Genomic DNA, 20360 nt, shown 5'->3' with positions numbered 1-20360 from the left:
AGCCGGTTCGCGCGGAAGAACTACTTCTACCCGGACCAGCCGAACGACGTCATCCGCTCCGCCCTCGCCGACCTGTCCGGTGCCTCCGCAGCGGAGGCGTCCGAGGGGGACGTGATCCTCGGCGACATCGCGGAGGCGGGCCCGGGCGCGGACTCGCCCGGATCCCCGGTGCGTGCCCGGGCGGAGGCGTTGACGAGCTCGTCACTGCCCTATGTCGCGGGGTGCTCCGATCTGCCCCGGCGGGTGCCGGTGAGCCGCGTCCCGGAACTCGCCACAGAATGGACGGATGACGCACCCTTCGGGGAGATCCTCGCCGCCCAGCTGTCCGCGTGTTCGACCTGGCCCGTCCCGGGAGAGTCCACGCTGGAGCTACCTGGCGCCGCGCCCGTGCTGCTGATGGGTGGGATCGCGGACCCCGTGGCCGGTGCCGCCGCGCTGGAACCCACCGCGGGGATGCTGTCGGCCGCAGGGGCCGGCGACATCCGGGTCCTCACCTGGGGTGCACCCGGATCGCGCGTGGTCCTCCACTCCGCGTGCGCCAGATCGACCGTCACGGAGTTCCTCGCCGACCCGGCCACCGTCGACCGTTCCGTGGCCTGTCCCTCCTGACCGGGGCGCCTGCGTGGGGGACGCGACCCGGGCCGGTAGCCTGCACACCGTGCCGTTGCCGACCCGAAGCACTGACTCCGTGCCCCGCCTGCTGAACCACATCCTGTGGCCGCTGGCGATCATGACCGTGATCCATCGCGTCCTGATCAAGGCCGTCAACGGATCGATCACCAACGACTTCGGGACCGTCTACGCGGCGACCAGACGTTTCCTCGCCGGCGAACCCGTGTACAGCGAGAACCTGCTCACGGTTCAGCCGCACTACCTCTACGCCCCGAGCGGCACCTTCCTGCTGGCCCCCTTCGGCGTGATCGACAACTACACCGTCGCGCGGTGGTTGTTCATCCTCGTCAACACCGCGGCGATCATCGGCGCGCTGTGGCTCCTCATGAGGTTGTTCGACCTCGACGTACGGTCGTTCGCGGCCCCGGCGATCCTCCTGGGGGCCTTCTGCACCGAGGCGGTCACCAACACCCTGGTCTTCACCAACGTCAACGGCGTGATCTTCCTGTGCCAGGTGGCGTTCCTGTACCTCCTCCACCGTCGGAGACTGTGGTGGGCCGGTGTGGCCATGGGCCTGTCCCTGGCCATCAAACCGATGCTCGCGCCACTACTGGTCCTCCCCCTCATCCGCCGTCAGTGGCAGCCCTTCGTCGCCGCCGTGGCGATCCCCGCCGCCGCCATGGCCGCGGGCTGGGCGCTCACCGTGGACGCCGCGCGGTACCTCGAGGTGACCGCGCCGTACATGAGCGAGGTCCGCGACTACTACAACAGCTCCATCGCCGGCCTCGGCCTGTACTACGGTGTCCCCGAACCACTCATCCTGGTGGCCCGGATCCTCATCGTGGTGGCCACCCTGGTGGCCGTGTGGCTCCTGCTGGACTACCGGCACAACCACGAGGTGCTGTGGTTGGCCACCACCTCCGGTGTCATCCTGGCCGGTGTGTTCCTGGTCTCCAGCCTGGGGCAGATGTACTACTCGATGATGCTGATCCCGATCATGCTCACCGTGGTCCTGGACAAGTCCTTCGTGCGCAACTGGCCCGCCTGGCTGGCGGCGTACGGGTTCTTCACCCTGGACTTCTGGGAGTCGGCCCGGTGGCCGTACTACGGGCGACTGCTGGAGTTCGCCCATCCCACGCTCGGATGGCTGTTGCTGCTGTGCACGGTGTTGGTGATCCTGCTGTGGCGGCGCACGGACCCGCGGCGACACGAGCGGATCGCACCGGCCGCCGCGGCGGCGTAGCCTGCGGACATGAGTGAGCGCACCGACACCCCCTCCAGCACTCCACAACCGGACTTCACCCTCGACGATGCGGAATGGCGCCGCAGACTGACCCCCGAGGAGTACCAGGTCCTGCGCCGGGCCGGCACCGAGCGGCCGTACACCGGGGAGTACACCGACACCAAGACCGAAGGGGTCTACCGCTGCCGCGGCTGCGGGGCCGAGCTGTTCCGCAGTGACGCCAAGTTCGACTCCCACTGCGGCTGGCCCTCGTTCTTCACGCCTCTGGCCGGTGGGGCCGTCATCGAGCGGACCGACACCTCGCTCGGGATGACCCGCACCGAGGTGGTGTGTGCGAACTGCCACGGACATCTCGGTCACGTGTTCTCCGGCGAGGGCTACCCCACCCCCACGGACCTGCGGTACTGCATCAACTCGCTGAGCATGACCCTCGAGCCCGTCGAGGACTGAGCGCACGACAGGAGGGGCCGGCGGGGACGTGGTCGTCCCTGCCGGCCCCGTGACTCGATCAGCGGGGTGACCGACCGCCTCAGGGCATCGTGGTGGCCAGCTGCTCGGCGCTGACCCGGGGCCCGGTGAAGAACGGGACCTCCTCGCGGACGTGACGCCGCGCCTCGGTGCTGCGCATGACGCGCATCAGGTCCACGATCCGGTCCAGCTGCGGGGCCTCGAAGGCCAGGAGCCATTCGTAGTCGCCCAACGAGAACGACGGCACGGTGTTGGCCCGGACGTCCGGGTACTCGCGGGCGGCGCGCCCGTGCTCGGCGAGGATCTGGCGACGCTCCTCGTCGGGGAGCAGGTACCACTCGTAGGACCGGACGAAGGGGTACACCGAGATGTACGCGCCCGGCTCCTCCTCGGCGAGGAACGCCGGGATGTGGCTCTTGTTGAACTCCGCGGGCCGGTGCAGAGCCGTGTTGGACCAGTGGGCCGTGCTGGCCCGGCCCAGGATGGTGGTGCGCCGGAACTCGTTGTAGAACCTCTGGAGCTCCTCGATGTGCTCGGCGTGGGTCCAGATCATGAAGTCGGCCTCGGCGCGGAGCCCCGAGACGTCGTACAGTCCGCGGACCACCACGTCGGTGCCCTCGAATCGGGCGAGGAACCGCTCGAGGTCCGCGGTGACCGCGGCCCGGTCCTCCCCCAGTTCCCCGGGCGTCACGGTGAAGACCGAGAACATCAGGTAGCGGAGCGTCGAGTTGAGCTTCTTGTAGTCAAGGCGTGCCATGGCTCAATCCTGCCACCCGGCGGCCAACCGGCGGGCCGCGGCCCGTGCCGAGCCGATGCACGCGGGCACGCCGACCCCCTCGGTCGCACCTCCGACCACCTCGACCCCGGGCAACCGCTCCGCCAGTTCGGCCCGCACGCCCGCGATCCGGTCGGCGTGCCCCGGACCGATCTCGGCGAGCGCGTCCTCCCAGCGGCGCACACGCGAGTACAGGATCGTCGGTGCGGATCCGCACACCCCGGCCAGGGCGGACTCGGCCATCCGGGCCAGTGCGATGTCGTCCGCGGTGAGCACGTCGTCGTCGTCGAGCCGACCGAACGACACCCGCACCAGGTGACCCGGTCGGGTGTCGAGGTGAGGCCACTTGCGACTGGTGAAGGTCATCGCCTTGAACGGAACCGGCTCGTCGGTGGCCACCAACACCCCGGAGAGCTCGGGCAGGTCGAGCCCCCGGTCCACCTCCATCGCCACCACGGCGGACGAGGCGGTCCGGATCCCGGACAGGCCGGACACAGCGCCGTCGACGCCACCGGCGGCGGCCAGGAGCGGCGCGGCGTGGGGGACGGGGACGGCGACGACGACGAGGTCGGCGTCCTCCACCCACGATCCGCGCGCGCCGGTGACCGTCAGGGTGTACCCGGAGGGCTCGCGATGGATCGCGGTGCAGGTGGCGTGAGAGCGGACCGTGGCACCCGAGGCCTCGGCGAGCGCGGACACGAGCCCCCTGTACCCGCCGTCGAGGGTGGCGAAGACGGGCCCCGGCACCCGGTTGCCCACGAGCTCACCGATCGCGGCGGTCAGCGTCGGTGCGCCGCGGTCCAGCGCCTCGGCGAGACCGGGGATGACCTGCCGCAGGCCGAGTCCCGAGCTGGGGGCGGCGTACACCCCGCCGAGCATGGGATCGACGAGCCGCGAGACCACCGCGTCGCCGAACCGGTCGGCCACGAGCCGGCCCAGCGAGACGTCCCCGCCGGGTTCCCACTCCAGCGGCGTGTCCGTCTCACGGGCGGCGACGGCCGACTCACCGGGGCTCAGCACACCGGACAGGCCGGCCACGTCGGACGGCAGCCCCATGAGGGTGCCGACCGGCATCGGGACCAGTCGACCGTCGGTGAGGATCGCCGGGCCGAGCGGTCCGGGGTGCCGCAGGGTGTCGGTCAGCCCCAGCTCGGCGACGAGCTCGGAGGCCTCCGGTCGGCGACCGATGAATGCCTCGGCCCCCAGCTCCATGGGGCCGGACGGGAAGTCGACGGTGTGCAACGCCCCACCGAGGGAGTCCGACGCCTCGAGGACCGTGATCCGTGCGCCGGGCAGGTCGAGGGAGAGCTGATAGGCGGCGGTGAGTCCGCTGAGACCGCCACCGACCACCGCGACACGAGGGGGCATCCCTACGTCCCGGTCAGCTCGTGGACCAGCTCGACCACGTGGGTCACGGCACCCGGGTCGGTGGCGGGCAGGACGCCGTGCCCGAGGTTGAACACGTGCCCGCGGGCGCCCAGCTCACGTGCCCGCGCCCCCTCGTCGAGGATCCTCCGGACCTCGGAGTCCAGCGCCTGACGGTCGGCGAAGAGCATGGCGGGGTCGAGGTTGCCCTGGAGCACCTTGCCCGGAGCCCGCACCGCGGCGTCGTCGAGCGGGATGCGCCAGTCCACACCGACGACCTCTGGACCGGCCTCGCCCATCGCCCCGAGCAGTTCTCCGGTGCCCACGCCGAAGTGGGTGCGGGGAACCGTGGAGATCACCTCGTCGGCGAAGATCCCGGTGGAGTGCGGGAGCACCATCGACCGGTAGTCCCGCAGGCTCAGCGCCCCGGCCCACGAGTCGAACAGCTGGACGGCGTCCACGCCCGCATCGATCTGCGCGCGCAGGAACACCGTGGTCAGGTCCGCCAACTTGGACATCAGTGCATGCCAGACGTCGGGGCGGGAGTACATCAGGGACTTCGTGTGCTCATGGTTACGGCTCGGTCCGCCCTCGATGAGGTAGGAGGCGAGGGTGAAGGGGGCGCCGGCGAATCCGATGAGCGCGACCTCCGGGTCGAGCTCCGCCACCACCATGCGGACCGCCTCGCCGATCTTCTCGAGCCGGTCCGGGGTGAGATCGGGAAGCGCGGCGACCCCGGCCTCGTCGCGGATCGGCGATGCCACCACGGGCCCGGTGCCCGGCACGATGTCGATGTCCACACCCGCCGCCGCCAGCGGGATGACGATGTCGGAGAAGAAGATCGCGGCGTCCACCCCGTGACGGCGGACCGGCTGCAGGGTGACCTCGCAGGTCATCTCGGGGTCGAAACAGGCCTCGAGCATGGTGCTCCCGGCCCGGAGTTCGCGATACTCGGGAAGCGAGCGACCCGCCTGACGCATGAACCACACCGGCGTGTGAGCGGCACCGGTGCCCCCGACTTCGTCGAGGTAGGGGCCGGTCCCGGCCCGGCGCGCGGTGGCGCGGCCGGCGCCCTGGGTGTCAACGGACCTGGGATTCGAGGGCACATCGGAGTTCAGCACCCCCCCATGGTCCCACGAGTGCGCCACCGGGGCCCTCCACCCCACCCCGCTGGGCGACGGCGCGCCTCCTCGGGACGCCGCCGGGTGGTGGCTAGCGTGACGACCCGTGAGCACATCGGTCAATGACGGCGAGCCCGAGGTCTTCCGGGAGGCGGTCGAGTCGCTGTCCCGGCTCGAGGTCCGCCCTGAGATCTCCGTCGGCCCGATCCGTCCGCCGCAGAGACTGGCGCCGTACAGTCACGCGCTCGGGGTGGAGATCATCCCGCCGACCGGGGACGATGTGCCCGAGTTCTCCGACGGGGACGCGTTCGGTCGGCTGATCCTCCTCCACGACCCCTCCGGGGACGACGCGTGGAACGGCACGCTGCGGCTGGTCGCCTACATCCAGGCCGACATGGAGGCCTCACTCGCGGGCGATCCCCTGCTGCCCCAGGTCGCCTGGAGTTGGCTCACCGAGGCGCTCGACGAGGACGCCGGACCGTACACGTCGCTGGGCGGAACCGTCACCAGCACCGCGTCGGTCCGCTACGGCGACATCTCCGGACCGCCCCAGGCCCACCAGCTCGAGTTGCGCGCGTCGTGGACCGCCCTCGAGTCGAACCTGACCGGTCACGCCTCCGCCTTCTGCAAGACGCTCTCCCTGGCCGCCGGACTCCCGCCGGTCGGCGTGACCTCCCTGCATCGTCGGGCGTGAGCGGCCGACGACGCGGAGAGACCCCGCCGGGGGCGCCGCCGCCCCCGGCGGAGTACGAGTTCGTGGACGACGCCTCCGGCATCGGGTCGGTCGCCTCCGTCGTGGAGTCCTCGGCCGGACCGGTCGCGGTGGACGTCGAGCGCGCGTCCGGGATCCGCTACTCCGAGCGCGCCTTCCTGCTGCAACTACGTCCCGCCGGCGGGCCCGCACTGCTGGTGGACCCCGAGACGCCGGGCCAGACGGTCGGGCCGCTCGCGGGCGTCCTCTCCGGGCGCCCCCTTCTCCTGCACGCCGCGAGCCAGGACCTCCCGTCACTCCGCGAGCTCGGGATCAGGCCGACGTCTGTCATCGACACCGAACTGGCCGGGCGGTTCCTCGGTATGGAACGGGTGAACCTCGGGGCGATGATCTCGGAGCACCTGGGCATCGGGCTGGCCAAGGCCCACTCGGCGGCGGACTGGTCGCGACGCCCGTTGCCCGCATCCTGGCTCGACTACGCCGCCTACGACGTCCTCTTCCTCCACGAACTGGCGGACGCGGTACTCCCCCGGCTCGACGAACTCGGCCGCCGCGACTGGTTCGAGGCCGAGTGCCGACACCTCGTCGACTCGGATCCGCCCGCCCCCGCCCCGGATCCCTGGCGCAGGCTGGCCCGCCTGACCTCCCTGCGCGACGCCCGCCAACTCGCCCGGGCACGGGAGTTGTGGATGGCGCGTGACCGGGTGGCCTCGGAGCGAGACATCGCCCCCAAGAGGTTGCTCACCGACGCGGCGATCATCGAGGCGGCACGCACCGCGCCGACGAACCGCACCGACCTGCTCGCGATCGAGGGGTTCGACGGCCCGCACCGCAGACGCCTGGCGGACGAGTGGCTGGCGGCGTTGGAGTGGGCCGCCGAACTCGGGCGGGGCGACCTCCCCTCCCGCCAGGCGCCGCGCGGGGAGCACCCCCCGCACACCAGTTGGAAGCGGACCGACCCGGGGGCGGCGGCGCTCCTGGACTCCGCGCGCGAGGCGCTCGGTGAGCTCGCCGAGGAGGTGGGAATCGAACAGGGGCTGCTGCTCAAGGCGTCGACGCTCAGACTGTGGGCCTGGCGGGCGGCCACCACCGACACCGCCGACGACGCGGCGCTACTGCACCGGGTCCTGCAGGCCGAGGGTGCCCGCCGCTGGCAGATCGAACTGACGGAGGCTCCGCTGCTGGGCGCCGTGCACGAGTTCAGAGCGGAGAGCTGAGGGCGTCCGGACTCAGCTCTCGACCCGGTCGCCGAGGCGCTGGCGGATCCCGCGGGCGATCCCCTCCGCGGTCAACCCGGCGTCGGCGAGGATCTCACCGCGGGAGGCGTGGTCGAGGAACTCCTGGGGTATCCCCAGGGCGAGTCGGTCCACCCTGACCCCGGCGCGCTCCAGACTCGCCGAGACCGCCGACCCGACGCCACCGTGGAGCCCGTTGTCCTCGACGGTCACCACGAGCTGTCGACCCCGGGCGGAGTCGACGACCGAGTGCGGGACCGGATAGACCCATCGTGGATCGACCACGTCGACAGTGACACCGGCGGTCTCGAGTTCCCGGGCCGCGGCAAGCGACGGCGCGACCATCGACCCGACGGCGACGACGAGGACGTCGGCGTCGCCGGACCCGTGCACCCGGTCGACGCCGTCGGTACTGGTCTCCAGTGCCGGGACGGGTTCACCGACCGAACCCTTGGGAAAGCGCACGACGGTCGGCCCGTCGGTCACCTCGACGGCCTCCCGGAGCTCCGCGCGCAGGGTCTCGGCGTCGCGCGGTGCGGCCACCCGGACCCCGGGGACGATCCCCGTCAACGACAGGTCCCACATCCCGTTGTGACTGGCGCCGTCGGGGCCGGTCACCCCGGAGCGGTCGAGCACCAGGGTGACCGGCTGCCCGAGGAGCGCGACGTCCATGAGCAGCTGGTCGAACGCACGATTGAGGAAGGTGGAGTACACGGCCACCACCGGGTGCATCCCCCCGAGCGCCAGTCCGGCGGCCGAGGCCACGGCGTGCTGCTCGGCTATGCCCACGTCGAACATGCGGTCCGGGAAACGCTCACCGAACGCCGTCAGTCCGGTCGGCCCGGCCATGGCCGCGGTGATGGCCACGACGTCGTCCCGTTCGGCACCGATCTCGCACAGTTCGGCGGAGAAGACCGACGTCCAGTCGACCGCCGACGACTCCGAGAGCGGTCGGCCGGTGTCGGGGTCGATGACCCCGGTCGCGTGCATGAGGTCGGCGACGTTGTTCTCCGCGTGGACGTACCCCATGCCCTTGCGTGTGACCACGTGGACCACCACCGGGCCGCCGAAGTCCTTGGCCAGCCGCAGCGCGGCCTCGGTGGCGGCCAGGTTGTGTCCGTCCACCGGCCCCATGTACTTCAGTCCCAGGTCGGCGAACAGCTCCTGCGGGGACACCACGTCCTTCAGGCCTGTCTTGATCCCGTGCAGGATCGAGTAGACGGCCTTGCCGACGACGTCCTTGCGCGCACCCAGGGTGCGCTTGGTGTGGTCCATCGCCTTCTCGTAGGCGGGCTGTAGCCTCAGGACCCCGAGTCGTTCGGCCAGGCCTCCGATCGTGGGGGAATACGATCGTCCGTTGTCGTTGACGACGATCACCATGGGCCGGTCCTTGCCGGCCGCGATGTTGTTGAGCGCCTCCCAGGCCATCCCGCCGGTCATCGCGCCGTCGCCGATCACGGCCACGACGGTGCGGTCGGTCTCCCCGCGCAGGGAATACGCCTTGGCGAGACCGTCGGCGTAGGACAGCGACGAGGTGGCGTGCGAGGACTCGACCACGTCGTGTTCGCTCTCCGCGCGGCACGGGTACCCCGACAATCCGCCCCGGGTGCGGAGTCCGTCGAACAGGTCACGCCGACCGGTGACGATCTTGTGGACGTACGACTGGTGTCCGGTGTCGAAGACGATGGGGTCCCGGGGGGAGTCGAAGACCCGGTGCAGGGCGATCGTCAACTCGACCACACCGAGGTTGGGTCCGAGGTGCCCGCCGGTGGCGGAGACCTTCCTGATGAGGAACTCCCTGATCTCGCCGCAGAGCCTGACCAGCTCGTCGGGTCCGAGTGCACGGAGGTCGGAGGGGCCGTTCACCTGATCGAGCACACTCATTGCCGTCGACTGCCCCTTCCCTGGCCGCACCCCTCAGGGTCGAACCAACAGTCTACGGGCAATCGGCGCGAGACCCCGCCGGCGCCTCGACCGGTCGGGGCGTGACACGGAATCGGTCAGTGTGCACGGGGGGAATCGAGGACGGCGAGACCCTCGACGTGGTGCGTCGCGGGGAACGCGGCCACCCCCCGCAGGTCCGCCGGCGTCCACCCGGCCGCCACCAGGACCCCGACGTCGCGGGCCAGACTCGCCGGGTCGCACCCCACGTGGATGATCCGCGACGCCGTTCCGCCCGCGAGCGCGGTCATCACGTCGATCCCCGCCCCACCCCTCGGCGGGTCCAGGATCACGAGATCGGGCTCACCGTTCCGGTCGGTCCCACCGACCGTCCGGTCGAGGAACGTCTCGACCCGCGCAGCCACCGGGACGACCCCCGGGCCGACGTCGAGGGCGGTCCCCACCGCGTCGAGAGACGGACGTGCGGACTCGACGATGGTCAGCTGCGCGCGAGGGGCGACGTCGAGCACCGCCGCGGAGAACAGGCCCGCCCCCCCGTAGAGATCCCAGACCACCGGCTCCGCCGGTAACTCCGCGGTGGCGGACACCGCGCTGCGGACGAGATCGGAGTAGTGCACGGCAGCGGACCTGTGCGACTGCCAGAATGCGTCGACCGGAAGCCGCCAGGTGCGCCCGCCCACCCGTCGGGAGACGGAGGGCGGACCCGTCACGTGCTCCCATGCCCCGGCGCGCGACGAGCGGGCCCGCGCCCGGGTCGCCGCACCCCTCCGGGACCCGCGATCACGCCCCCGTGTCGCCGGCTCGGTGACCGGTCGGTGAGCGACGTGGACCTCCCCGTCGTCCCCCAGGACCCCGAGAACCTCCCGGTGCGCGCCCACGCCCGCGGTCCGGACGGCCTCCGCGATCCGCGGGTCCGCCTGGACACAGGGTTCGGTCACCACCTCGCGCGACCGCGACCGCCGGACCCCCGGCACGCCGTCGGGGCCGGTCACCCACCGCGCGACCGTCCGCCACCCGGTACTCGCGTCGTCGCCGGCGGGGACCTCGACCGGAACGCGATCGGGGGTGGAGGGTATCCGCCCGATACGTCGGGACTGGTCGGCCAGGACGGTTCCCGAGAACGCACGGGCGGCCGCCGGGTCGATGTGGCTCCAGTCGCAGCACCCCGCTCCCGCCGCCGCGGCGGGGCACAGCGGGTCGATCCGGTCCACCGACCTCTCGAGTACGCCGGTCACGGTGCCGCGACAGAAGGCTCGTCCCGGGTCGTCGTGGACCATCACCTCGACCAGCTCCCCCGAGATCCCGCCCCGGCAGAACACCACCCGCCCGGAATGCCGGGCCACGAACTCCCCGCCCTGCGCGGGGCCCTCGATGCGCAACCGGAGCACACGTCCCGTCCAGTCGGTTCTCCCCGTCGGGGTCATCGGTCCTCCGGTCCGCCCCAGCGCCCGATGATGGGTTCGTCACGCGCCTGGTCCGCGCGGCCGTCCGAGGACGACAGCTGCCACGGGACGCTGGTCACCATGACACCCCTCTCGTACAGCAGTCGGGTCTTCAGACGCAGCGCGCTCTGGTTGTGCAGGAGCTGCTCCCACCAGTGGCCCACGACGTACTCCGGGATGTACACAATCACGACGTCCCGGGGCGACTGGTCACGCAATCGTTTCACGTAGTCGACCACCGGCCGGTTGATCTCCCGGTACGGCGACTCCACCACCTTGAGCGGCACGGAGATCCGCCGCTTCTCCCACTCGCGGACCAGGATCCGGGTCTCCGCCGTCTCGATGTTCACGGTGAGCGCCTCGATGGTGTCCGGTCGGGTCGCCCGCGCGTAGGCGAGTGCCCGGAGGGTGGGCAGGTGCAGTTTGGACACCAGCACCACACAGTGGGTGCGGCTCGGGAGGACGACCTCCCAGGACGAGTCCTCTAGTTCGCGCGCGACCGACTCGTAGTGACGATGGATGAGTTTCATGACCCCGAACACGGCCAGCATCGCCAGCACCGCGATGTAGGCGCCGGCGAAGAACTTCGTGCTCATGACGATCACCAGCACACCGGAGGTGAGGACGAACCCGACCGCGTTGACCGCCCGTGCGCGCTGCACCCGTCGCCGGACGGCGGGGATCTGCTCGTTGCCCAGCCGCCGGGTCCAGTGGCGGACCATGCCGAGCTGGCTCAGGGTGAAGGCCACGAAGACCCCGACGATGTAGAGCTGGATGAGCACGGTGACCTGCGCGTCGAACGCCACCACCAGGACGATCGCAGCCACGGCGAGCAGGACGATCCCGTTGGAGAACGCGAGCCGGTCCCCTCGCGTGGCGAGCTGCCTCGGCAGGTACTTGTCGCGCGCGAGCACCGAGGCGAGCACGGGGAAACCGTTGAAGGCGGTGTTCGCCGCGAGCACCAGGATGAGGGCGGTGATGGTCATGATCACGTAGAAGGCGACAGGGAGACCCGCGAAGACCGGGTCGGCCAGCTGCGCGATCATCGTCTTCTGCTGGTAGTCCTCCGGCGCACCGATCAGTTGGGTGGCCGGGTCCTCCGCGACCTGCACCCCGAGCTGGTTGGCCAGCACGATGAGCCCGAGCAGGAACGAGATGGACACCACGCCGAGCATGACCAGAGTCGTCGCGGCGTTCCTGGCCCGGGGACTACGGAACGCCGGCACGCCGTTGTGGATGGCCTCGACCCCGGTCAGCGCGGCACAGCCCGAGGCGAAGGACTTGGCCACCACGAACGCGAGCGCGAGCCCGGCGACCGCCACGCCGTCGGGCGTGACGAGTTCGAACTCCGCGGACTCCGCCCTCAGCTCACGACCCAGCACGCCGACCTGGAACAACCCCCACACCACCAGCGCGGTCATGGCCGCCATGAACGCGTAGACGGGGATGGCGAACGTCGCGCGGGACTCCCGGATGCCCCGGAGGTTGATCGCGGTGAGCAGGACGATCGCGATGACGGCGAACACCACCTCGTTCGAGTGCACGAACGGGATCGCGGAGCCGATGTTGGCGGCCGCCGCCGAGATCGACACCGCCACGGTGAGCACGTAGTCGATGAGGAGGGCCGCCCCCACACCCAGACCGGCGTTCGGCCCGAGATTAACGGTGGCGACCTCGTAGTCCCCCCCGCCCGACGGATACGCGCGGACGTTCTGCCGGTAGCAGGCGATCACGACCACCATGACCACCGCCACCGCGAGCCCGACCCACGGGGTGAACGCCAGGGCCGACACCCCGGCCAACGACAGGATGAGGAAGATCTCCTCGGGGGCGTAGGCGACCGAGGACAACGCGTCCGAGGCGAAGACCGGCAACGCTATCCGCTTGCGCAGCGGGGTGTCCCCGGTGGTGTCGCTGCGGAAGGGGCGCCCCAACAGCAGGCGCTTGGTTCCGACGGAGACCCTGGAGATCCTGGACACCGACACATCGTAGGGCTCCGCGTGCCGCAGGGACAGCGCCGCCGACGAGGGTAGCGTGATCGGGACGGGTCCGCGCGTCGCGGACCGTGAGGAGCGGTACTGGCCATGAGGGTCATCATCATGGGCTGTGGGCGTGTCGGCGCGGCGCTCGCGACCGAGCTCGACGAGGGCGGTCACGAGGTCGTGGTGATCGACCGCGACCCCGCCGCGTTCGCCAGGTTGGCGGAGCAGTTCGACGGACGCACCGTCACCGGGCTCGGCTTCGATCGCGAGGTCCTCGTCGACGCCGGGTTACACGGGGCGGACGCGTTCGCGGCGGTCTCCTCCGGGGACAACTCCAACATCATCGCCGCGAGGGTGGCCCGCGAGACCTTCGGCGTCGAGCGGGTGATCGCCCGGATCTACGACGCCGGACGCGCCGAGGTCTACGAGCGGCTGGGCATTCCCACCGTCGCCACGGTGCCCTGGGCCACCGGCCGCCTCATCCGGTACATCACGTCCGGGTCGAGCCCGGTGGTCTGGCGCGATCAGACCGGCGAGGTGTCGCTCGTCGCCGTCGTCCCTCCGTCGGTGTGGGTCGGCGTGGGACTGGCGTCTCTCACCGATCTGGTCGGTGGCACCGTGGTCGCGCTCACCCGCTTCGGGGAGTGCAGGGTGCCCGGCGGCAGCACTCTCGTGCAGGCCGACGACCTGATCCACCTCGCCGTTCCCTCGGGCGTGGTCGACGATCTCGACGACATCCTGGAGCGAGGACCATCTGATGACTGACCGACCCGTGACCGGCGATCCCGTCCCCGACGGTTCGGTCCCCGACTACGCCGACGGGGCCGGCCTGCTGGACCGCGCCCCCGCCCGCACGTTCCACGCCTCCACCATGCGGGTCCTGGTGGCCGGGGCCGGCGTGGTGGGACGATCGATCGCACGCGAACTCCTGGCCAACGACCACACCGTGACGCTGGTCGACAAGCGCGCGGCGGTCTTCGACCGCGACGGGGTGACCGGCGCCCGGCAACTCGTCGGCGACGCGTGCGAGTTGAGCTTCCTCGAACGACTCCGCGCGGAGGAGTCCGACGTGGTGGTCGCGGCCACCGGCGACGACAAGGTGAACCTGGTCGTGAGCCTGCTGGCCAAGACGGAGTTCGCCGTGTCCCGCGTGGTCGCCCGCGTCAACGACCCCCGGAACGAGTGGCTGTTCGACGACCGCTGGGGCGTCGACGTGGCCGTCTCCACCCCCCGACTCATGGTCTCCGTCGTGGAGGAGGCGGTCTCCGTCGGGGACGTCGTGCGGTTGATGACCCTGCGGCGCGGCGGCGCCAATCTGGTGAGCGTGACGCTGCCGGACCAGACCCCCCTCGCGGGCAGACCGGTCTCACGCGTCCGCTTCCCCCGGGACGCGGCGCTGGTGGCGATCCTCCGCGGGGGAAGAGTGATAGCCCCCGAACCCGACGTGCCGTTCGAACCGGGCGACGAGTTGCTAGTCGTGGCGCCGGAGGCCGCGGAGGCGGACCTGAGCACCGCGGTCCTCGGCGGCTGACCCACGCTCACCGATCCCGGCTTCCTCCACCGGGAACGGTGACGGCGACCTCCCGCCCGTAGCCCCACCCCGGGGCGAGCGGCAGCGCGTCCCCGCTCCAGAATCGGCCCGGGTCGTACCAACTGGCGTCGCCGGCCGGCAGCAGGACACCCATCGCCTCGAGTGTCATCCCGACCACCTCAGCGCAGTAGGCCGCCTCCACGCGCAGTGCGGGCCCGGAGTCCGCACGTCGGCGCCACGGAAGGCCGCTGCCCCGTCCCGCTCCCGGCCCCGCATCGGAGTCGCGATCGGGTGTGTGGCGTCCCCGGGCCGCCCACCGGCCCCGGGCCCACCGGGCGGTCAGCCGCCCCGCAGACGGGAACGACACGCCGTTCAGGCGCGCGATCGTCTCCAGGATCGCGTCCTCCTGCGGGGACCCGGTCTCCGGGGAGATCTGGCGGAACCACGCACGTTGTCCGTAGGGACCGGTCCACTGACGCACCGCCGCCTCGAGGTCGTGGAGTTGGACGCCCCGTTGCCGACGCCCCGTCCACACGTCGGTCAACGCCCGGCCCATCTCCGCGTGCCAGAGCAGCGGGGGCAGGTCGTCGAGGACCACCGCCACCCCCACGTGGTTCACGGGGGAATTGGTCAGGGTCTGGATCAGCCGGTCGGCGGTCGTGCGCCCACGGAACAACCACAGGTCCCCGGTCCGGGTGCGGTGGGCCGCGGCGGCCAGCGGGACGGTGTCGAGACTCATGGTGCGATCCTGCCAGGTGCCCCGGCGAGAGGATCTACCCTTGACGCCATGGCACCCCGCGGACGGCAGTGGCTCAAGATGGTCGGCGCGGCCGGGGTGGTCGGAGTGGCCGCCACCGGGATCCTCGCCGCACGGACCGAACGCCGGCGGCAGTCGTACGAGCCGGAGGAGATCCGGGAGCGACTGCACCAGCGCTACACCCGCATCCAGTCCCGCCGGGAGGGTGGCACGGCCTGACACCCGGATCGATCCCCACACCGGGTCCCGATACCCTGGCGGACACCATGTCGACGTCTCCCGCGCCCGCCCCCGAACTGCACCGGGCCCGGCACGATCTCCTGGTCCGGCTCGACGACGTCGGCATCCTCGACGCCCACCGATTCCGGTCGCGGATCCGCAGGGCCCGCGCCGACCAGTTGGACGACCTGGGCGGGCAGATCGACGCCGCCGCCGCTCGTCTGCGTCGGCGTGCGGAGTCGGTTCCGACCCCGGAGTATCCGGAACAACTGCCGGTCAGCGCCCGTAAGGACGAGATCGCGGCGGCGATCCGCGACAACCAGGTCGTGGTGATCGCCGGCGAGACCGGATCCGGGAAGACCACCCAGATCCCCAAGATCTGTCTGGAACTCGGCCGCGGCGTGCGCGGGATGATCGGCCACACCCAGCCCCGCCGGCTGGCGGCCCGGTCCGTCGCCGAGCGCATCGCCGAGGAACTGGGGGTGGAGACCGGCCGGCTGGTGGGGTCGGCCGTGCGCTTCGACGACCGTACCGGTGCCGACACCGCGGTCAAACTGATGACCGACGGGATACTGCTCGCCGAGATCCGACGGGACAGGCTGCTGCGCGCCTACGACACGATCATCATCGACGAGGCCCACGAACGCAGCCTCAACATCGACTTCCTGCTCGGCTACCTCCGGCAGATCCTGCCCCGGCGGCCGGACCTCAAACTCATCATCACCTCCGCCACGATCGACCCCGACCGCTTCGCCCGCCACTTCGCGGATCCGGCGGGCCATCCCGCCCCTGTCATCGAGGTCTCCGGTCGCACCTTCCCCGTGGAGATCCGGTACCGGCCGCTCCAGGTCGACCACGCGGACCGGACCATCGACCTCGACCCCCTGGACGCGCTCGCCGATGCGGTCGGCGAGCTCCTGGCCGAGGGTGACGGCGACGTACTCGTCTTCCTCTCCGGCGAACGCGAGATCCGCGACGCCGAGGAGGTGCTCCGGGGGCGGAAATTCAAGAGCACCGAGATCTTTCCGCTCTTCGCCCGACTCACCTCCGCCGAGCAGCAACGGGCCTTCCGTCAGCATTCGACCCGGCGCGTGGTCCTGTCGACCAACATCGCGGAGACCTCGGTGACGGTCCCGGGGATCCGCTACGTCGTGGACACCGGCCTCGCCCGGATCTCCCGCTATTCGACCCGCACCAAGGTCCAGAGGCTGCCGATCGAGCCGATCTCGCAGGCCTCCGCCGCACAGCGCGCCGGCCGCTGCGGCCGCGTCGCCGACGGCATCTGCATCCGTCTGTACTCGGAGGACGACTTCGACTCCCGGCCGGAGTTCACCGACCCGGAGATCCTGCGCACCAACCTGGCGTCGGTCATCCTGTCGATGGCCGATCTCGACCTGGGAGCCGTGGACGACTTCCCGTTCGTCGAACCACCCGACCGCAAGGCCGTCCGGGACGGCATGACCTTGCTCACCGAGCTCGGGGCGCTCCGGACCGACGACACCGAACGCCCGCACCTGACCAGGGTGGGCCGCGACATGGCGTCCCTCCCCCTCGACCCCCGTCTGGCCCGGATGGTCGTGGAGGGCCACCGAAACGGCGCCCTGGGGGATGTCCTGGTCGTGGTCGCGGCCCTGACCGTGCAGGATGTCCGCGAGAGGCCTGCCGAGGAGCGCGACAAGGCGGACCAGCTCCACCGGCGCTTCGCCGACAAGTCCTCCGACTTCCTGGGCTACCTCAACCTGTGGCGCTACCTCACCGAACAGCGGCGCGAGCTCTCCGGCAGCGCGTTCCGGAAAATGTGCAAGGCCGAGTACCTGCACTGGTTGCGGATCCGCGAGTGGCAGGACCTCACCGCCCAGTTGACCAGCATGTGCCGCGAGCGGGGCTGGCATCCACCGTCCGGTCACGCCGCGGAGGACGACCTCCACAAGGCGATCCTCTCCGGACTGCTCACCAACGTCGGGATGAAGGACGAGGACACCAGGGAGTTCCGCGGCACCCGCGGTATCCGCTTCCAGGTGTTCCCCGGTTCCGATCTCGCCCGCAAGCCGCCGCGATGGATCATGGCCTCCGAGTTGGTCGAGACCTCCAGACTGTGGGCCCGGGACGTCGCGCGCATCGATCCGGTGTGGATCGAACAACTCGGGGGGCATCTCGTCCGCACCCAGTACTCAGAGCCGCACTGGTCCGACGCCCAGGGCGCGGCGATGGCCTACGAGAAGGTGCTGCTCCTGGGGCTGCCCGTGGTCGAGGCGCGTCGCATCCTCCTCTCCAGGGTCGACGCACCGCTCGCGCGGGAGATGCTCGTCCGGCACGGGATCGTCGAGGGACGATGGACCACCCGCATCCCGGTGATCATGGAGAACGCCGTGGCCGTGGAACAGGCGCGGGAGCTGGAGACCCGCAGCAGACGCCGCGACCTCGTCATCGACGACGACACCCTGGTCGGGTTCTACCTCGAGCGGCTCCCCGAGGACATCACCTCCGGCCGCCACCTGGAATCGTGGTGGCGTAAGCAGGGCCGGGAGGACCCGGATCGTCTGCGTCTTCGCCCCGAGCAGATCCGCACGTCGGACACCGCCCCGGCCGCCTCCGAGTTCCCGCCGATCTGGCGCCAGGGCGAGCGGGACTTCGAGCTCAGATACTCGTTCGACCCGGGGGTCGACTCCGACGGCATCACCGTGCGGATCCCTCTCCCCCAGCTGTCCTCGGTCGCGACGTCCGGCTTCGAGTGGCTCGTCCCCGGCCTGCGCGAGGAGCTGTACACGGAGATGCTCCGAACGCTCCCCAAGTACCTGAGGCGTCTGTGTTCCCCGCCCGCCGAGTACGCGGCACTGCTGGCCGGTGACCTCGCCCCGCGGTCGGCACCGCTCCCGGTGGCGCTCGCCGCCGCGCTCTCGGCCCGCATAGGCACGACCGTCGAGCCCCGTGAGTTCCACCCGGAACAGCTCCCCGACCATCTCCGCATGCGTTTCGAGGTGGTCGACGGTGACGAGGTCGTCGCGGCCGGTACGGACCTGGGAGCACTACGCAGCCGGTTGGTGGACAAGGTCCGTGCCACGCTCAACTCCAGACTCGTCCCCGATGACGGACCTCATCGGGCGTGGACCGCGGACACGATCGGGGACCTGTCGCCCTCGATCACCGGCACGGTCCACGGTGTGGAGGTGACGGTCTACCCGGCCCTGCAGGTCCGCCCCGACGGCATCCACCGGATCGCCTGCGCCACAGAGACGGAACGTCGATCCGCGCAGACCACAGCGGTACTGACCCTGATCTCAGCGGACCTGATCTCGGCGGCATCGATAGTCCGGGGTCGTCCGGTCGAGCAACGCCTCGCGCTCACCCAGTATCCCCACGGGGGTGCCGATGGACTGGTCTCGGACGCGGCGCTGGCGGCGTGCGGGCGGCTGATCGCCGGACGCAGAGGAGAGCCGGTACTCACCGTGCACGACTTCGACGAGTTGCGCGCGCGCGCCCGATCCGAGGCACCGGCCGCCATCACGGCCTCGATCTCCGCCGCCCTTCCGGCGTTGGTCGCCGCGCAGTCGGTCTCCGCCCGGCTGGACCAGGTACCACGCGACCTCGCGGACGACGTCAGGCCCGCTCTGGACTTCCTCGTGGGAAAGGGATTCCTCGCCCGACACCCGGCGGAGGTCCTCCCGCAACTGGAACGCCACGTGAGGGCGATCGACCTCAGGTTGGACCTGGCGGAGAAGTCACCGTCAAGGTACCGGGAGCTCGCCGCCCGGTTGGAGAAATCGGAGGCCACTGTCGCGGAGGCGACGGCGGCGCTCCGCCGACGACCGGGTGGGGCGCGGGCGGCCCGGGATCTCCGGTGGATGTTGGCCGAATACCGTGTCGGCCTCTTCGCGCAATCTCTGGGTACCGCGCGCCCGGTCTCCGCCGAGAGGATCGAGAAGGCGGTCGCCGCCGCGCTCTCCCGGCGGAACGCGCGTTGAGCTCTCAACTGCCCGTACACAGGAGCCGATCCCGGTGCGACGCGGAGACGACCGGGACTAGTGAGCAGCGTGCCGTTCGCGAAGGGCGATGATCTCGCTCTCGAAATCCGCAGCGGAACTGAATTGTTTGTACACGGAGGCGAATCGCAGATACGCGACCTCGTCCAGATCTTGTAGAGGCCCCAGGATCGCCAGCCCGATCTCGTGAGCGGGGACTTCTGAGGCGCCGCCGGCCCGGACAGCGTCTTCGACCTGCTGCGCGAGCCGCCGGAGCGCGTCCTCGTCGACCGACCTCCCCTGGCACGCGCGTCGCACACCGCGGACCACTTTGTCGCGGCTGAAACGCTCCGTCACACCGTTGCGCTTGAGGACGGTCAACAACGGGGTCTCGAGGGTGGTGAACCGGTGTCCGCAGTCGGGACACTCGCGTCGACGCCGGATCGCCTGCCCTTCGTCGACCGACCGCGAGTCGATCACCCGTGAGTCCTCGTGGTGACATATGGGGCAGTACATTCCAGCTTCGCCATTCGTCGACCTGGTCCGAACCGCTCCGCCGGCCGGAGCCGACGGCGGTGCGGGGGCGACGGGCCGCCGTCCCGGGTTCATTCTAGGAGGCGATACCGTGGGTCACGCGTAGGCGGGCCCGCCCAGGAGTGCCAATGCGAGCAGCATCAGGATTCCGAAGACGATTCCACAGGCCACCAGAGCCCACGTCGGCACATCGTCCACCACCGGCGCACTGGACCTCGCCTCGCTACCGCATGCCCTGACCTTTTCCGCGGACGCGGGGCGGACGAGCACTCGCCGTCCGGGCGCCACCGACCGCGTGGCCGTCTGGCGCCCCCGGTCGAGCGTGCGGATGACGGGACGGGCCCCGGCATCAGGGCGGGGACGGACCCTGGACGAGACGGGCCGGTCGTGATCGGTCACGCAGACCTCCGTCCAGGGCACGGAGGGACGCGATCGTGGCTGCATCTCCATAACGGTCATGAGAACTCCCAACTCGATACGGTGTGCGAACCTCATTCGCACGC

Annotated in this window: 18 protein-coding genes; 9 read left to right on the top strand and 9 right to left on the bottom strand. The window is 70.9% G+C overall.

The genetic code is table 11. The features are described from left to right. The 3 genes from G6031_RS01500 to msrB form a co-directional block, all read left to right on the top strand. Nucleotides 1–609: alpha/beta hydrolase (locus G6031_RS01500; RefSeq protein ID WP_182652199.1), on the top strand; the 609-nt coding region annotated here is incomplete at its 5' end. 79 nt (nucleotides 610–688) lie between these two features. Further along, the gene (locus G6031_RS01495) at nucleotides 689–1855 is read left to right on the top strand and encodes a glycosyltransferase 87 family protein (RefSeq protein WP_182652198.1); all 1167 of its coding nucleotides are present in this window, start codon (nucleotides 689–691) and stop codon (nucleotides 1853–1855) included. Between the two features lie 9 nt (nucleotides 1856–1864). Further along, nucleotides 1865–2305 carry a peptide-methionine (R)-S-oxide reductase MsrB gene (gene msrB / locus G6031_RS01490; protein WP_182645456.1) on the top strand — a complete coding sequence of 147 codons (441 nt, stop codon included), beginning with the start codon at nucleotides 1865–1867 and terminating at the stop codon, nucleotides 2303–2305. 79 nt (nucleotides 2306–2384) lie between these two features. Here msrB and hemQ read toward each other — a convergent pair whose 3' ends face one another. The 3 genes from hemQ to hemE are packed head-to-tail and all read right to left on the bottom strand — an operon-like array spanning nucleotide 2385 to nucleotide 5584. Then, entirely contained in the window at nucleotides 2385–3080 is a 696-nt protein-coding gene (hemQ, locus tag G6031_RS01485) for a hydrogen peroxide-dependent heme synthase (RefSeq protein WP_179525395.1), read from the bottom strand. Nucleotides 3081–3083: 3 nt separating this feature from the next. Continuing rightward, complete coding sequence (hemG, locus tag G6031_RS01480) at nucleotides 3084–4466, bottom strand: protoporphyrinogen oxidase (RefSeq protein WP_182652197.1); 1383 nt, start codon at nucleotides 4464–4466, stop codon at nucleotides 3084–3086. 2 nt (nucleotides 4467–4468) lie between these two features. Beyond that, entirely contained in the window at nucleotides 4469–5584 is a 1116-nt protein-coding gene (gene hemE, locus G6031_RS01475) for a uroporphyrinogen decarboxylase (RefSeq protein ID WP_182652196.1), read from the bottom strand. 106 nt (nucleotides 5585–5690) lie between these two features. Between hemE and G6031_RS01470 the strand changes: the two genes are divergently transcribed. Together G6031_RS01470 and G6031_RS01465 are read left to right on the top strand one after the other, a co-directional pair. Beyond that, nucleotides 5691–6278 carry a DUF3000 domain-containing protein gene (locus G6031_RS01470; RefSeq protein WP_179525398.1) on the top strand — a complete coding sequence of 196 codons (588 nt, stop codon included), beginning with the start codon at nucleotides 5691–5693 and terminating at the stop codon, nucleotides 6276–6278. After that, entirely contained in the window at nucleotides 6275–7513 is a 1239-nt protein-coding gene (locus G6031_RS01465; protein WP_182652195.1) for an HRDC domain-containing protein, read from the top strand. The genes G6031_RS01470 and G6031_RS01465 overlap by 4 nt, the downstream gene beginning before the upstream one ends. 12 nt (nucleotides 7514–7525) lie before the next feature. On the opposite strand, the gene dxs is transcribed toward G6031_RS01465, so the two are convergent. The 3 genes from dxs to G6031_RS01450 form a co-directional block, all read right to left on the bottom strand. Then, nucleotides 7526–9415, bottom strand: coding sequence for a 1-deoxy-D-xylulose-5-phosphate synthase (dxs, locus tag G6031_RS01460; protein WP_179525400.1), 1890 nt, complete (start codon nucleotides 9413–9415; stop codon nucleotides 7526–7528). 116 nt (nucleotides 9416–9531) lie between these two features. Beyond that, entirely contained in the window at nucleotides 9532–10857 is a 1326-nt protein-coding gene (locus tag G6031_RS01455; protein WP_182652194.1) for a class I SAM-dependent RNA methyltransferase, read from the bottom strand. After that, on the bottom strand, nucleotides 10854–12845 hold the full coding sequence (locus G6031_RS01450; RefSeq protein ID WP_182645767.1) for an amino acid permease: 1992 nt from the start codon (nucleotides 12843–12845) through the stop codon (nucleotides 10854–10856). The genes G6031_RS01455 and G6031_RS01450 overlap by 4 nt, the downstream gene beginning before the upstream one ends. Nucleotides 12846–12959: 114 nt before the next feature. On the opposite strand from G6031_RS01450, the gene G6031_RS01445 reads away from it, so the two are divergent. Together G6031_RS01445 and G6031_RS01440 are read left to right on the top strand one after the other, a co-directional pair. After that, nucleotides 12960–13622: a TrkA family potassium uptake protein gene (locus G6031_RS01445; RefSeq protein WP_182652193.1), complete on the top strand. Its 663-nt coding sequence runs from the start codon at nucleotides 12960–12962 to the stop codon at nucleotides 13620–13622. A gap of 106 nt (nucleotides 13623–13728) precedes the next feature. Next, complete coding sequence (locus G6031_RS01440) at nucleotides 13729–14388, top strand: TrkA family potassium uptake protein (RefSeq protein ID WP_182645768.1); 660 nt, start codon at nucleotides 13729–13731, stop codon at nucleotides 14386–14388. 7 nt (nucleotides 14389–14395) lie between these two features. Here G6031_RS01440 and G6031_RS01435 read toward each other — a convergent pair whose 3' ends face one another. Further along, a complete protein-coding gene (locus G6031_RS01435) occupies nucleotides 14396–15127 on the bottom strand; it encodes a hypothetical protein (RefSeq protein WP_182652192.1) in 732 nt (243 codons plus the stop codon). 48 nt (nucleotides 15128–15175) lie between these two features. Between G6031_RS01435 and G6031_RS01430 the strand changes: the two genes are divergently transcribed. Both G6031_RS01430 and hrpA read left to right on the top strand, forming a co-directional pair. Continuing rightward, nucleotides 15176–15364: a hypothetical protein gene (locus G6031_RS01430; protein ID WP_179525403.1), complete on the top strand. Its 189-nt coding sequence runs from the start codon at nucleotides 15176–15178 to the stop codon at nucleotides 15362–15364. A 47-nt stretch (nucleotides 15365–15411) separates the two neighbouring features. Next, on the top strand, nucleotides 15412–19326 hold the full coding sequence (gene hrpA / locus G6031_RS01425; protein WP_182652191.1) for an ATP-dependent RNA helicase HrpA: 3915 nt from the start codon (nucleotides 15412–15414) through the stop codon (nucleotides 19324–19326). Between the two features lie 57 nt (nucleotides 19327–19383). Here the strand turns inward: hrpA and nrdR are convergent, their stop codons facing one another. Both nrdR and G6031_RS01415 read right to left on the bottom strand, forming a co-directional pair. Continuing rightward, nucleotides 19384–19839, bottom strand: coding sequence for a transcriptional regulator NrdR (gene nrdR / locus G6031_RS01420; RefSeq protein ID WP_179525405.1), 456 nt, complete (start codon nucleotides 19837–19839; stop codon nucleotides 19384–19386). Nucleotides 19840–19953: 114 nt separating this feature from the next. Further along, nucleotides 19954–20256: a hypothetical protein gene (locus tag G6031_RS01415; protein WP_179525406.1), complete on the bottom strand. Its 303-nt coding sequence runs from the start codon at nucleotides 20254–20256 to the stop codon at nucleotides 19954–19956. Nucleotides 20257–20360 lie beyond the last annotated feature (104 nt).

This window comes from Dietzia sp. CQ4 (assembly GCF_014145125.1).
In the GTDB taxonomy this organism is placed as follows: Bacteria; Actinomycetota; Actinomycetes; order Mycobacteriales; family Mycobacteriaceae; genus Dietzia; species Dietzia natronolimnaea.
Note: the sequence above shows the minus strand (reverse complement) of the source record. Positions and strands in the feature narration are given on the sequence as shown.